The following is a 13,981-nucleotide window of genomic DNA, read 5'->3' on the forward strand; positions in this document are numbered from 1 at the left end:
GAGATCAAATTGGGATAGGGCTTGCGCCATGTGCAATCAAATTGTCAGAGGTAATATCGGCGGCCATAAAAGTGGTGCAGTAACCTAAAAGAAATCCAGCTCTTTTAAAGTAAGAAGAAACTTCGGCTTCGTTTTCTGCCTGAGTTTGAGGTGTATGCTCTGACCAGCCGTGTTCTTTTTTTACAAGATACCTTGGTAATTTCCAGTTTTCGTAATCATCTCCGGCAGCTTTGCTCAAATGCAGTAGTAAATCAGATGCTTCGGCTTCAAGTTCCAAATTTCTCGGTTTGTAAATTATCTTAATGGAACCAAAAGAAAGTATACAAACGGTCCTAGATCCATTGTGAGTTTCGCTGGATGAAACATCAACGGAGGAAAGTGTGGATCCGGTCGGTATATCGAATTGTTTGTTTATATCTTGTCTGTCTTCGATGAGAGCGAGGACTAACTGTATCGTGAATTCGATAAAATTATTTGAAAGTTTGGTCAGGACTCGATCCATTTCAGGGTAGGCGCTAATAATGTCGAGGAGGTAGTTCCTATTTTCACCAACCAATTTGAAATATGCAGAAGTCTCCATTTTGCTGCTGGTGGTCTTTTCAAACACTATTTTTTCCTTTATCAAGACATTATTTGCCGCGTTAGTAAGTCGTGCTGCAAGGTTGGTTACAAAGCCATTGATGACCGTTGATTTCAATGCTTCGTTGTTTTTACATGATTTCGGAAATTGTTTTTCGATATGGAAGATGTAATAAGACAGGTATGGCCAGACTGGACAGTCAGTAGCGTAGCCGCGTTTCATGGGCGTTGTTCCGCTTAAAAAATCTTTAGGATTTTTCATTGTCTTATCCTTAAATAGTGAGGGCGGCCACTCGGTTCGAGTGCCACCCAATTTTATTTACATATAGGTCGCGTAGCAGCATCCTTGCCAACACTGTGAACAGCAGCTAGTGCATGGTCGTGAACCGCTGCTTGCTGCGCTCAAGTTACTGAATGCTTGAATCGCCAAAGTTGAGATTGGTGTCGTTGAGTTTAGAACGCGTGCTCGGGCACGACGGATTGCTAAGAAGTCGATTTCCATAATTGAGCCTTGACGTGAATTAGTGTTTGCCTTGATGGCATAAGTTTCTGGAGTGTTACGTTATGAATCCTAGCGAGGATTGAAATAACTTCAATTCAGACGCTTCCTGTAGTCATGCATGATTAAATTCGATTCGATGTAGGAAAAATACCTAGAAGTTTGTGAGGTGATTCATTGTGCGCAGACAATTCATTGTTATTGCTATATATTTTTTGTAGGTATTTGCAACCTAACTTGAGGTTCGACCCATCAAGAAATTTCGCGGTTTTTCTTTTTAATCACCTTCCCTCTGAAGTAATTCCCCGGCAATCTCGGTCTACCCCTATCAACGGAACGGGCGGGAGGCTTCAGATGGTGCAGTTGTGTTCGATCGAACAGGCGGTGGACGATGTGCTGGCGCGTTTGCCTGCGCACATCCACATGGGCCTGCCGCTGGGGCTGGGCAAGCCGAATCACTTCGTCAACGCGCTGTACCGGCGCATCAAGGACCTGCCCGAGCGGCAGCTGACGATCTATACCGCGCTGTGCCTCGGTCGGCCGAATCTGGGCGATGGCTTGCAGAAGCGCTTTATCGAGCCCTTCGTCGAGCGCGTGTTTGGTGATTATCCGGAGTTCGATTTCCTCGCCGATCTGCAGCGCGATAGCCTGCCCGCCAACATCCGCATCCAGCAGTTCTTCATGCAACCCGGTAGTCTGCTCAACAGCGCGTCGGCGCAGCAGGATTACGTCAGCAGCAATTACAGCCATGCCGCTCGCGACATCAACGCAGCGGGTCTCAATCTGGTGGCGCAATTGCTCGCCAGCAGCAGCGAACACCCTGATCGCTTAAGCCTGAGCTGCAACCCGGACATCACCCTCGACCTGTTGCCGATGATCGCCAAGCGCCGCGAGGCGGGGGAGACCATTGTGCTGGTCGGCCAGGTGCATACGGATCTGCCGTACATGCCCGGCGATGCGGAAGTGGATATCGACACGTTTGATCTGCTGATCGACGAAAAGGACAGCAGCACGCTGTTTTCCACGCCGAACATGCCGGTGGGGTTTCAGGATCATTTCATTGGCTTGCATGCGAGCACGCTGGTGCGCGATGGCGGTACATTGCAGATTGGTATCGGTTCGATGGGCGATGCGTTGACTGCTGCGCTACTTGCCCGTCAGGCCGATAACGCCGGTTATCAGGCGTTGCTCGATGACATCAACCTCAGCCAATGGGCGCAATTGATCCAGCGCGAGGGCGGCACCGCGCCATTTGCCAAAGGCCTTTACGGTTGCAGCGAGATGTTCGTCAACGGGCTGTTGGTATTGGCGGATGCCGGGATCATTCGGCGCAAGGTCTATCCGGATGTGCCGACTCAGCAGCAGGCCAACGCCGGTACCCTCGACGAAGCCGCGCAGCCCGACGGTATCTCGGTGCACGGCGGCTTCTTCCTTGGCCCGCGCAGTTTTTATGAGCGGCTGCGCGAGTTGCCGCAAAGCAAGCTGCTGGAATTCAACATGACCCGCATCAGCTACATCAACGAGCTGTACGGCCAGGAAGAGCTCAAGCGCTTGCAGCGCATCGATGCGCGCTTCATCAACACCGTGTTCACCATGACTCTGCTCGGCGCCGGCGTGGCTGATCAATTGGCAGACGGACGCGTGCTCAGCGGTGTTGGCGGCCAGTACAACTTTGTTGCTCAGGGCCACGCGCTGGAGGGCGCGCGATCGATGTTGATCCTGCGCAGCTGGCGCGAGTCCGGCGGCGAGGTCAGCTCCAATATCGTCTGGGACTACGGCCACTGCACGATCCCGCGGCACCTGCGCGACATCGTCGTCACCGAATACGGCATCGCCGACCTGCGCGGAAAATCCGACGCAGCGGTGATCGAAGCGCTGCTCAACATCAGTGATTCTCGCTTCCAGCCGGGGCTGATCGAGCAGGCGCAGAAAGTCGGCAAGCTGCCAAAGGATTTCCGTCTCGATCCACGATTTGCCGACAACACACCGCAACGCTTGCAGGCGATTGCCGCACGGCATCCGAACCTGTTTCCGGAGTATCCGCTGGGCTGTGATTTCACCGCCATCGAACGGGATCTGCTGCGCGCGCTGAACTGGCTGAAGAGCAAGTTCAAGCTGACCGAGATTCTCGACTTGGGCAAGGCAGCGCTGGATGCGCCGGAGGCCTCAGTGTTCCCGGAACATCTTGAGCGGATGCAGCTGACCAATCCGGAGGGCCTGAAGGAGGACCTTTTCCAACGCCTGCTGCTCACAGGCCTCAAAGCTACCGCGCAATAACTGCCCACACCAGAACCCACTGTGGGAGCGAGCCTGCTCGCGAAAGCGGTGGGTCATTCACTCAACAGGGTGACTGACACAATGCATTCGCGAGCAGGCTCGCTCCCACAGGGGATAACTAGGGGCCGCTGGTTACTCGATGAAGGTGACGACGCCATCCTTCAGCGATTGCACGCGAGCCAGCGACTCGACGCGGTAGCCCTGCGAGTCCAGTTCGGCGCGGCCGCCCTGGAACGACTTCTCGATGACGATGCCCAGACCGGCAACGGTGGCGCCGGCCTGTTTGATGATCGAGATCAGCGCTTGCGACGCCTTACCGTTGGCCAGGAAGTCGTCGATGATCAGCACGCGGTCGCTGCTGGTCAGGTGGCGCGGGGAAATGGCCACGGTGCTTTCGGTCTTCTTGGTGAACGAGTAGACGGTCGCCGAGAGCAGGTTTTCAGTCAGGGTCAGCGACTGTTGCTTGCGGGCGAAGATCACCGGCACGCCGAGGTTCAGACCGGTCATGATCGCCGGGGCGATGCCCGAGGCTTCGATGGTGACGATCTTGGTGATCCCGGAATCCTTGAAGAGCGCGGCGAATTCGTCACCGATCAGCTTCATCAGGGCCGGGTCGATCTGGTGGTTCAGGAAAGCGTCGACTTTCAGGACCTGATCGGAAAGCACGATGCCTTCTTCGCGGATTTTTTTGTGCAGTGCTTCCACAACAGCTTCCTCTGTTGGCGCGATGGGCGCCGAAGGTAGATTAAAAAGTAGTCGATTCTAGCGCTTTAACATCGCGCGTATATCGGCCAATGCGCTATTACCGCGCACGGCTTTGACTTCAGTCGGGGTGTCGTCGTTGCCTTCCCAGGCCAGATCGTCTGGCGGCAGCTCATCGAGGAAGCGGCTCGGCGCGCAGTCGATGATTTCACCGTACTGCTTGCGCTTGGCAGCGAAGGTAAAGGCCAGGGTCTGGCGGGCGCGGGTGATGCCCACATAGGCCAAGCGGCGTTCTTCTTCGATGGTGTCGGCTTCGATGCTGGAACGGTGCGGGAGGATTTCCTCTTCCATGCCCATGATGAACACGTAGGGAAATTCCAGCCCTTTGGAGGCGTGCAGCGTCATCATCTGCACACCTTCGGCACCGTCCTCTTCTTCCTGTTGGCGCTCGAGCATGTCACGCAGCACCAGTTTGCCGATGGCGTCCTCGACGGTCATCTCGCCGTCTTCGTCTTTCTCAAGGGTGTTTTTCAATGCCTCGATCAGGAACCAGACGTTGCCCATGCGGTAGTCCGCAGCCTTGTCGCTGGAGCTGTTGGTACGCAGCCAGTTCTCGTAGTCGATGTCCATGACCATGCTGCGCAGCGCCGAGATCGGATCTTCGCCGGCGCACTGCTCGCGGACCTTGTCCATGAAGCGCTTGAAGCGCGCCAGGCGATCGGTGAAGCGGCTGTCCAGGTGCTCGCCCAGGCCAATTTCGTCGGTGGCGGCGTACATCGAGATCTTGCGCTCGGTGGCGTAGTTGCCGAGCTTTTCCAGGGTGGTCGAGCCGATCTCGCGGCGCGGCACATTGATCACGCGCAGGAAGGCGTTGTCGTCATCCGGGTTGACGATCAGGCGGAAGTAGGCCATCAGGTCCTTCACTTCCTGGCGACCGAAGAAGCTGTTGCCGCCGCTCAGGCGATACGGCACCTGATGGTGTTGCAGCTTCAATTCGATCAGCTTGGCCTGGTAGTTACCGCGATAGAGAATCGCAAAATCGCTGTACGGGCGGTCGGTGCGCAAGTGCAGGCTGAGGATTTCCATGGCCACGCGCTCGGCTTCGGCGTCCTCGTTGCGGCAGCGGATCACGCGGATCTCGTCGCCGTGGCCCATCTCGCTCCACAGCTGTTTTTCGAATTCGTGCGGGTTGTTCGAGATCAGCACGTTGGCGCAGCGCAGGATGCGGCTGGTGGAGCGGTAGTTCTGCTCGAGCATCACCACTTTCAAGGACGGATAGTCGTCCTTGAGCAGCATCAGGTTTTCCGGGCGCGCGCCACGCCAGGCGTAGATCGACTGGTCATCGTCGCCGACCACGGTGAACTGGTTGCGCTTGCCGATGAGCATCTTCACCAGCAAATACTGGCTGGCGTTGGTGTCCTGGTATTCGTCGACCAGCAGGTAACGCACCTTGTTCTGCCACTTTTCGAGAATGTCGGCGTGTTCTTCGAAGAGCTTTACCGGCAGCAGGATCAGGTCATCGAAGTCCACCGCGTTGAACGCCTTGAGCGTGCGCTGATAGTGGGTGTAGACGATGGCGGCGGTTTGTTCCTTGGGGTTGCGCGCGTTTTCCAGGGCCTGGGCGGGCAGGATCAGGTCGTTTTTCCAGGCGCCGATCATGTTCTTGATCTCGTCGACGCCGTCGTCGCCTGCGTATTCCTTCTGCATGATGTCGGTCATCAGGGCTTTGACGTCGGTCTCGTCGAAGATCGAGAAACCGGGTTTGTAGCCCAGCCGCGCATGCTCCTTGCGGATGATGTTCAGGCCCAGGTTGTGGAAGGTGCAGACGGTCAGGCCACGCCCTTCGCCGGCACGCAACAGGGTGCCGACCCGCTCTTTCATCTCGCGCGCGGCCTTGTTGGTAAAGGTCATGGCGACGATGTACTGGGCGCGGATGCCGCAGTTCTGGATCAGGTGCGCGATCTTGCGCGTGATCACGCTGGTCTTGCCGGAGCCAGCACCGGCGAGCACCAATAGAGGGCCGCCGACGTAGTTCACGGCTTCTTGCTGCCGGGGATTGAGTCGGGACATACGAAAATTCGGGAGTCGTTGACGAAATGGGCCGGCATTTTAACAGGCTCAGCGATTTCTGCTGCTCTGTCCGACTTGTGACGCAGCACGCGATTCAGATTTGCCGCTTTTGTTACTTTCACGCAGGATACGCGGGGATTTTGCGGCTAATGTTCTCATTCGTGACACAAAATAACGTTTCGATGCCGTTGTCATCAGACAACGCATTGGTCATTGTTCAGCACAACGGCATAATGCCCCGCCTACATCATTGCAGAGTCTAGGGAGTCAGCTTGTCTACGCCTGTCGAACCCTTGCGTTTGCTGCTACTGGCCGAAGAGCCAGCGTGGACAGCGTTGTTGCGTGAGTGTCTGGCTCCGATGGGGAGCGCGGCGGTGCTGATCAGCGCGCCGAACTGGGATTCGGTCAGCCGCCTGTTCGAGGACAACCGCCACGCGGTATTACTTACTCTGCCGGCGTTGCAACCGCCGCCCGGGCGTTGCAGCCTGCCGACCGTTCTGCTGCTGGAGCACGAACCGGCCACCGCGCCGGTCGGTGTCAGCGACTGGCTGGTGTTCGACGCCCTCGACGCCGGCATGCTCCAGCGTTGCCTGCGCCATGTGCGCGAGCGCGGCGTGCTGGAAAACACTCTTCAGCGCCTCGCCGAACAGGACCCGCTGACCGGTATCGCCAACCGTCAGGGCTTCCAGACCCTGCTCACGGCGCGCCTTGCCGAAGGCGACGGTCGCGGTCTCGCCCTCGGCCATCTCGATCTCGACAACTTCCGCCATGCCAACGATGCCCTTGGTCATCAGGCCGGCGATCGCTTGATCCTGCAAGTGGTCGCGCGGCTGAAAAGTCAGCTGGAGGCCGGCGATCAACTGGCACGGCTGGGCAGCGATGAATTCGCTCTGCTGATCGATACCCGTCGTGCACCGCAACGCGCCGAGTGGATGGCCGAACGCATCACTGAAGCGTTGGCCGAACCTTACTGGGTTGACGGCGAAAGCCTGCTGATCGGTTCCAGCCTCGGCATCGCCCATGCCCGCGCCAATGGCGGTGCCGATCCACTGATGTGGCACGCCCATATCGCCATGCAGCAGGCCAAGAGCACGCAGGGCTGCACTTTTCATATCTTCAACGAACGCATCAACCGCAACGCGCGGAGCATGGCCGACCTTGAGAGCGAACTGCGCCGGGCCTTGCGCCGCGATGAGCTGGAACTGCATTACCAGCCACGCCTGAATCTTGAAGACGGCCAGATTGTCGGCCTCGAAGCGCTGGTGCGCTGGCGTCATGGCGAGCGCGGTCTGTTGCCACCGAGCGAGTTCGTCCCGCTGGCCGAGCAGAGCGGTCTGATCGTGCCGCTGGGCTACTGGGTGATTTCCCGCGCCTTGCGTGATATGCAGGCCTTGCGCGAGCAGGGGCTGCCGGCGCTGCACATGGCGATCAATCTGTCGTTCCGCCAGTTTCAGGACAGCCAGTTGCTGCCGACACTTAGCCGCCTGATCGCCGAGCGCGGCGTCGAGGCGCAGTGGCTGGAATTCGAACTGACCGAAACCGCGGTTATGCGGCGCAGCGATCTGGTCAAGCAGACCATGGACGCCCTCGGCCGCCTCGGTGTGCGCTTCTCGCTGGACGATTTCGGCACCGGGTTTTCCTCGTTCGTGCACCTCAACAGCCTGCCCATCACCTTGCTGAAGATCGACAAGAGTTTTGTCGGCGGCATGGAACAGCGCGAAGAGAACCGCAAACTGGTGCACGCGATGATCAACCTCGCGCACAACCTTCATCTGGAAGTGGTCGCCGAGGGCGTCGAGACGCCGGAGCAACTGGAGTTGTTGCGCGGGTTCGGCTGCGATCAGGTACAGGGTTACCTGATCAGCCGACCGCTGCCGCTGGATGAGTTGGTGGAATATCTGACCTTTGGAGCCAGTCAGCAGGCTTCGGTGGAAGCCATTTAAAAGATCGCAGCCTTCGGCAGCTCCTACCTTGGAATGTGTTCCCTTGTAGGAGCCGCCGAAGGCTGCGATCTTTTGATCTTAATCCGCGCCGATGGCCTCGAACCTCTCTGCAACTGGCTCGCGCCGAATCATCCGCTGCATCTTCCATTCAAACGCCAGCGTCAGGCTCACCGCCGCGCAGGCCAGGCCCAACGCCAGACCCCACCAGACACCCGTCGGCCCCCAATTGAGATGGAACGCCATCCACCACGCCGCCGGCGCGCCAATCAGCCAATAGCAAGCGAGCCCCACCAGAAACGTAGTCTTGGCATCCTTGAGCCCACGAATACAGCCCATGGCAATCGTCTGCGTGCCGTCGAACAGCTCGAACCACGCCGCTACTGCCAACAGGCTCACCGCCAGACGGATCACCTCGGCAAACGCCGGATCGTTGTGGTCAAGGAACAGGCCGACCAACTGGTTCGGCCACAGCCAGAACACCAGGGCAAAGCCGAGCATCACCACGGCACCGAAAGTGATGCCGACACGCCCGGACATGCGCGCATCGACCAATTGCCCGGCGCCATAGTGTTGGCCGACGCGCATGGTGATGGCGTAAGACATCCCGGCCGGGACCATGAACGCCACCGAAACTATTTGCAGGGCAATTTGATGCGCGCCCATCTGCGTACTGCCCATGGTGCCCATGCACAACGCGGCAAAGGCAAACAGCCCGACTTCCACCGCATAGGTGCCGCCAATCGGCAGGCCCAGACGCCACAGTTCTTTCAGGTATTGCCGGTTCGGCCGCGACAGGCCGGCGCGCAACGGATAAGCGTCATACGCCGGATGCCGGCGGATATGCCAGGCCAGCGCCAGTGCCATGCAGTTGGCGACAATCGCCGTGACCAGACCGATACCGGTCAGGCCCAGTTGTGGCAGGCCGAACATGCCGATGATCAGCGCGTAGTTGAGCAGGAAGTTGGCCACCGTACCGGCGAGGCTGATGACCATCACTGGCGTCGCCCGGCCGATTGCACTGGTAAAACCGCGCAGGGCCATGAAGCTCAGGTAGCCGGGCAGGGCGAAGGGCAGGGCGATGAGAAATTGCCCGGCGGCGTTGACGTTGGTTTCGGTTTGGCCGAACAGCAGCAACACCGGTTTGAGGTTCCACAACAACAGCCCGGCGCCGAGGGCCATCAGCCAGGCCAGCCACAGTCCGGCCTGGGTCAGGCGTGCGGCACCGATGATGTCGCCGGCACCCTGACGGATTGCCACCAGTGTGCCGACCGCTGCAATCACGCCGATGCAGAAAATCGACACGAACGAGTAGCTCGCGGCACCGAGGCCGCCACCGGCCAGCGCTTCGGGGCTGAGGCGCGCCATCATCAGGGTGTCGGTCAGCACCATCAGCATGTGCGCCAACTGCGAAGCAATCAGCGGCCCCGCCAGCCGCAGAATGGCCCAGAGTTCGGTACGCACAGGATGCTGCATGGTCATCACCACCCAAATATCAGAGGAAGCAGAAGAGCGTCGATTCTCGGCGCTTGGCAGGCTTTGCACAAAGGGATAAAAAGGATGGGTGGCATGATTAATACTCATCCTGAATCGTCCTGCCGAATTGGCTGTATCCCCGCTATTGGAGCTTTGTGTATGTCCCGACGCCTTCCGCCGTTGTATGCCCTGCGCGCATTCGAAGCGGCAGCGCGACACAGCTCGTTCACCCGCGCGGCGGAAGAACTGTCGATCACCCAGAGCGCGGTCAGTCGGCACATGCGCACACTTGAAGAGCACTTCGCCTGTCGGCTGTTTCATCGCAGCGGGCGCAACCTGCAACTCACCGAATCGGCGCGGCTGCTGTTACCCGGTATCCGCGAAGGCTTCGCCGCCCTTGAGCGCGCCTGCAATACCTTGCGCGCCGAGGACGACATCCTGCGCATGAAAGCGCCATCGACCCTGACCATGCGTTGGCTGCTGGCGCGGTTGAGTCGCTTCCGCCATTTGCAGCCGGGCAATGAGGTGCAACTGACCAGCGCATGGATGGATATCGATTCGGTGGACTTCAACAATGAACCGTTCGATTGCGCGGTGTTGCTCAGTGACGGGCATTTCCCACCGGACTGGGAAGCGAGCCTGCTGTTTCCCGAGGAATTGATTCCGGTCGGCGCGCCGAACCTGCTCAATGACCAACCTTGGGACGTAGCGCGTCTGGCGGCTGCTGAATTGCTGCACCCGACCCCGGATCGCCGCGACTGGCGCAGTTGGCTGGAGCGCATGGGCCTGTCCGATCAGGTCTCGCTCAAGGGCGGACAGGTGTTCGACACCCTGGAGCTGGGCATGATCGCGGCGGCGCGCGGCTACGGTGTGTCGATGGGCGATTTGCTGATGGTTGCCGAAGACGTTGCGCAAGGACGCTTGAGCCTGCCGTGGCCGACCGCCGTCGCCAGTGGCCTGAATTACTACCTGGTGTGGCCGAAACCGCGTCCGGGAGGTGAACGTTTGCGCCGCCTCAGCGATTTTCTCCAAGGCGAAGTCCGCGCCATGCAATTGCCGGCGGTAGAGCGCTTGAGCTGAAACGTTCGAGCCGGCACAATGCCACTACTGCGCCATACCCACGCAATCCGCTCAAGTATTCGGATTTTCCGCCGACTACGAGCATGTGGAACCGTCGTGCCGGTTCCGCGCTACCCCCATTATTAGAATATTTTCCGGGCAATTACCGCGATCAAGGAGGATTCGGTGGCTCGGCCAGGAGCTGTTCATGTCTCAACCTCGTGCTCGGATCGCCTCGCAGCTGGGCCTTGCCCTTGCTGTGATACTGGCGATAGTCATCAGCGGCAGTACGGTGTTCGCCTTGCGTTCGCTGGATTCCGCCAACCTCGCCACCCGTGAAGAGCATCTGGCCAGTGAGGCCCGGCTGCTGGCCGATCAGCTGAGTACCTTCCACGGTACGCTGCGTGAAAGCACCCTGCGCCTGAGCGGGCTGTTCGAAAAGCGCTTCGGCAGTGGTTTGAGTGTGCACCCCGATCAGCCAGTGACCGTGGCCGGCGTGCAGACTCCGGGCCTGCATCTGGGCAACGAGGTGCTGAACAACAACTTCAAGGAAGTTGACGAGTTCAAGCAGATGACCGCTGGTGTGGCCACGGTATTCGTGCGCAGCGGCGAAGACTTCATTCGCGTCAGCACCAACGTCAGCAAGCAGGACGGCACCCGTGCCATCGGCACCGTGCTCGATCATGCCAACCCGGCGTACGCGAAACTGATGGCGGGGCAGAGTTATGTCGGCCGCTCGTTGCTGTTCGAGCGCTACTACATGTCGCAGTACACCCCGGTGCGCGATGCGGGCGGCAAGATAATCGCCGTGCTGTACGTCGGCTTCGACTACACCGATGCGCAGAACGCGCAGTTCGCCAATCTCAAGCGCTTCCGCATTGGCAAGACCGGCTCGCTGGCGCTGCTCGACGAGCAGAACAAATGGCTGGTGCCGATTGCCGGCGTCGAAAACCTGGATCAAGCCGCCCCGACCATCAACAACCTGGTGAAAACCCCGGGCAAGGGTGAGTTCTGGAGCGACAAGGGTGAGGACTTCTACAGCATCGCCGTGCCGTTCGAAGGTGGCCCGTGGTCGGTGGTGGCGAGCATGCCGAAAGCCGAGATCCGCGCGGTGACCTGGAGCGTCGGTACGCAACTGGCGATCGGCAGCCTGCTGGCGATGTTGCTCGCGGTCGGTTCCGTGGTCTGGCTGCTGCGCAGCAAACTCGCACCGCTGGGCGATCTGGTGCGTCAGGCCGAAGCCTTGGGCGCGGGTGATCTGAGTGTGCGGCTGAACGTATCGAGCCACGATGAAATCGGTCAGCTGTCCCGCGCGTTCAACCAGATGAGCCAGGCGCTGTCGACCATGGTCGAGCACATCCGCCGCGCTTCGGAAGAGGTCAACAGCCGTGCGCAGGCGCTGTCCGGTTTGTCCGGTGGTGCTTACGAAGGCATGGAGCAGCAGTCGGGCGAAATCACCAGCATGGCCGGCGCCGTGGAAGAGTTCAGCGCCACCTCGCTGAACATCGCCGACAACATGGGCGCGACCCAGCGCCTGGCGCAGGAAAACGCTCAGCAGACGCAGATTGGCCGCAGCTCGATGGAAGAAGCGTCGTCGTCGCTGGAGCAGATCGCTGGCGCGCTGAACAGCACCGCCAGCGTGATCAACACGCTGGGGCAGCGCTCGCAGGAAATCGGCGGCATCGTGGGTGTGATCACCTCCATCGCCGAGCAGACCAACCTGTTGGCACTTAACGCAGCAATCGAAGCTGCCCGTGCCGGTGAGCAGGGTCGCGGTTTTGCCGTGGTCGCGGACGAAGTGCGCAGCCTCGCCTCGCGTACCCGTCAGGCGACCGACGAAATCTCCAGCATGATCCACAGCATTCAGCAGGAAACCGGCAACGCGATCAGCACCATGGAACAGGGCAATGTGCTGATGCAGGAAGGCCTGTCGCGCAACGCCAATGTCGCCTCGGCGCTGGCGCGGATCGATGAGCAGAGCCGTTCGGCAGGCCAGCAGTTCGCCGCGATCACCACCGCCACTCAGGAGCAGAGCAGCACTGCGACGTTGCTGAGCAGCAATTTGCAGAGCATCGCCTTGGCCAACAGCGAGCAGCGTGAGGTGGTGTCGAACCTGGCTGTCACCGCTAAAGAGTTGGAGAAGCTGGCGGCGGATCTGCGTTCCGAGGTTGATCGCTTCCGCTGATGTGTCGTTGAAACAGTTTTCGCGAGCAAGCTCGCTCCCACAGTTTCCGCGGTCGTTCACAAATCGTGTGAGCAGCCGAAAATCCGGTGGGAGCGAGCTTGCTCGCGAATGCTCCGGCACAAACCGGTTTTTGCACTTGCTGAAACGTTTCCGCAGCGCTATAAAAATGGCACAACTCCAATAAAGGCTGCTGCCATGACCCCGCTCAAACTCCTCGTCGCCCTCGGCGCATTCTCTGCCGCTTCTCACGCCATGGCCTGGGACTATGTCCTGCTCGACGCAAATACTCCGGCAAAAAACTGGACGATCACCAGTGAGCAACTCGGCGTAAAAACCGCCAAACCGTTTTCCGTGACCCTGCGTACCCTGCATGGCGGTCGTCAGGAGGGCGTCGGCATTGTCGATATCGATAACGGCACGATGAAGCTGTCGGTCGTGCCGACCCGTGGCATGAATGTGTTGCAGGCTTCGGTGGGCGACGTGCGGATGGGCTGGGATTCGCCGGTCAAGGACGTGGTCAACCCGGCGTTCATCGAACTCAACGGTCGCGGTGGCCTGGGCTGGCTCGAAGGTTTCAATGAACTGGTCACCCGTTGCGGTTACGAGTGGGTTGGCCATCCCGGCATGGACAACGGCGAATTGCTGACCTTGCACGGTCGCGCCGCCAACATCCCGGCCAGCACCGTCACTTTGCACATCGACGAGAAGCCGCCGTATGCCATCACGCTGCGTGGCGAGCTGAAAGAGCAGGCATTCAAGAAAGTCGATTTCTCGGTAGCGACCCAACTGATCACCGAACCGGGCAGCGCCAGCTTCGCCCTCAACGACACCCTGACCAACAACGGCGACTATGCGAAGGAATATCAGGCGCTGTATCACAGCAACTTCAGCACGCCGTTTCTTGAGCAGGGCGCAAAGTTCGCAGCGCCGGTGAAGCAGGTTTCGCCGTTCAACGAGAAGGCCAAGGGTGATCTGCCCGACTGGCAGACCTATCGCGGGCCAACCAAGGACTACGACGAAACTGTCTACAACGTCGTGCCGTATGCGGACGCCAAGGGTGACACCGTCACCGTGCTGCACAACAAGGCCGGTAGCCTCGGCGTATCCGTTGGCTTCAATACTCAGCAGTTGCCGGTGTTCTCGCTGTGGAAAAACACCGACACCCAAGGGCAAGGCTACGTCACTGGGCTGGAG

Annotated in this window: 9 protein-coding genes; 5 read left to right on the top strand and 4 right to left on the bottom strand. The window is 59.2% G+C overall.

What is annotated here, in order from left to right:
- Positions 1–4: 4 nt before the first annotated feature.
- A complete protein-coding gene (locus OQK_RS11810; protein ID WP_016772571.1) occupies positions 5–841 on the bottom strand; it encodes a DUF4135 domain-containing protein in 837 nt (278 codons plus the stop codon).
- Positions 842–1,432: 591 nt separating this feature from the next.
- On the opposite strand from OQK_RS11810, the gene OQK_RS11815 reads away from it, so the two are divergent.
- Positions 1,433–3,355 (top strand): acetyl-CoA hydrolase/transferase C-terminal domain-containing protein, encoded by a 1,923-nt coding sequence (locus OQK_RS11815; RefSeq protein WP_016772572.1) that lies wholly within the window; start codon positions 1,433–1,435, stop codon positions 3,353–3,355.
- A gap of 132 nt (positions 3,356–3,487) precedes the next feature.
- Here OQK_RS11815 and OQK_RS11820 read toward each other — a convergent pair whose 3' ends face one another.
- Positions 3,488–4,060 (bottom strand): xanthine phosphoribosyltransferase, encoded by a 573-nt coding sequence (locus OQK_RS11820; protein WP_016772573.1) that lies wholly within the window; start codon positions 4,058–4,060, stop codon positions 3,488–3,490.
- A gap of 57 nt (positions 4,061–4,117) precedes the next feature.
- Complete coding sequence (gene rep, locus OQK_RS11825) at positions 4,118–6,127, bottom strand: DNA helicase Rep (RefSeq protein ID WP_016772574.1); 2,010 nt, start codon at positions 6,125–6,127, stop codon at positions 4,118–4,120.
- Positions 6,128–6,399: 272 nt separating this feature from the next.
- On the opposite strand from rep, the gene OQK_RS11830 reads away from it, so the two are divergent.
- Positions 6,400–8,070, top strand: coding sequence for a putative bifunctional diguanylate cyclase/phosphodiesterase (locus tag OQK_RS11830; protein ID WP_016772575.1), 1,671 nt, complete (start codon positions 6,400–6,402; stop codon positions 8,068–8,070).
- A gap of 78 nt (positions 8,071–8,148) precedes the next feature.
- Here OQK_RS11830 and OQK_RS11835 read toward each other — a convergent pair whose 3' ends face one another.
- Positions 8,149–9,543, bottom strand: coding sequence for a NorM family multidrug efflux MATE transporter (locus OQK_RS11835; RefSeq protein ID WP_016772576.1), 1,395 nt, complete (start codon positions 9,541–9,543; stop codon positions 8,149–8,151).
- Between the two features lie 159 nt (positions 9,544–9,702).
- On the opposite strand from OQK_RS11835, the gene OQK_RS11840 reads away from it, so the two are divergent.
- From OQK_RS11840 to OQK_RS11850, 3 genes are all read left to right on the top strand, one after another.
- Positions 9,703–10,623, top strand: a complete 921-nt coding sequence (locus tag OQK_RS11840; protein ID WP_016772577.1) for a LysR substrate-binding domain-containing protein — start codon at positions 9,703–9,705, stop codon at positions 10,621–10,623.
- A 187-nt stretch (positions 10,624–10,810) separates the two neighbouring features.
- Positions 10,811–12,787 (top strand): methyl-accepting chemotaxis protein, encoded by a 1,977-nt coding sequence (locus OQK_RS11845; protein WP_016772578.1) that lies wholly within the window; start codon positions 10,811–10,813, stop codon positions 12,785–12,787.
- A 195-nt stretch (positions 12,788–12,982) separates the two neighbouring features.
- The coding region (locus OQK_RS11850) for an aldose 1-epimerase family protein (RefSeq protein WP_038860882.1) at positions 12,983–13,981 on the top strand (999 nt) is incomplete at its 3' end.

The sequence above is a fragment of the Pseudomonas sp. R62 genome, assembly GCF_000257605.1.
Classification (GTDB): Bacteria; Pseudomonadota; Gammaproteobacteria; order Pseudomonadales; family Pseudomonadaceae; genus Aquipseudomonas; species Aquipseudomonas atacamensis.

Excerpts from the sequence above, each read along its gene's own strand:
- OQK_RS11810 (WP_016772571.1), bottom strand. The coding sequence starts at position 841 with ATGAAAAATCCTAAAGATTTTTTAAGCGGAACAACGCCCATGAAACGC.
- OQK_RS11815 (WP_016772572.1), top strand. The coding sequence starts at position 1,433 with ATGGTGCAGTTGTGTTCGATCGAACAGGCGGTGGACGATGTGCTGGCG.
- rep (WP_016772574.1), bottom strand. The coding sequence starts at position 6,127 with ATGTCCCGACTCAATCCCCGGCAGCAAGAAGCCGTGAACTACGTCGGC.
- OQK_RS11835 (WP_016772576.1), bottom strand. The coding sequence starts at position 9,543 with ATGCAGCATCCTGTGCGTACCGAACTCTGGGCCATTCTGCGGCTGGCG.
- OQK_RS11840 (WP_016772577.1), top strand. The coding sequence starts at position 9,703 with ATGTCCCGACGCCTTCCGCCGTTGTATGCCCTGCGCGCATTCGAAGCG.
- OQK_RS11845 (WP_016772578.1), top strand. The coding sequence starts at position 10,811 with ATGTCTCAACCTCGTGCTCGGATCGCCTCGCAGCTGGGCCTTGCCCTT.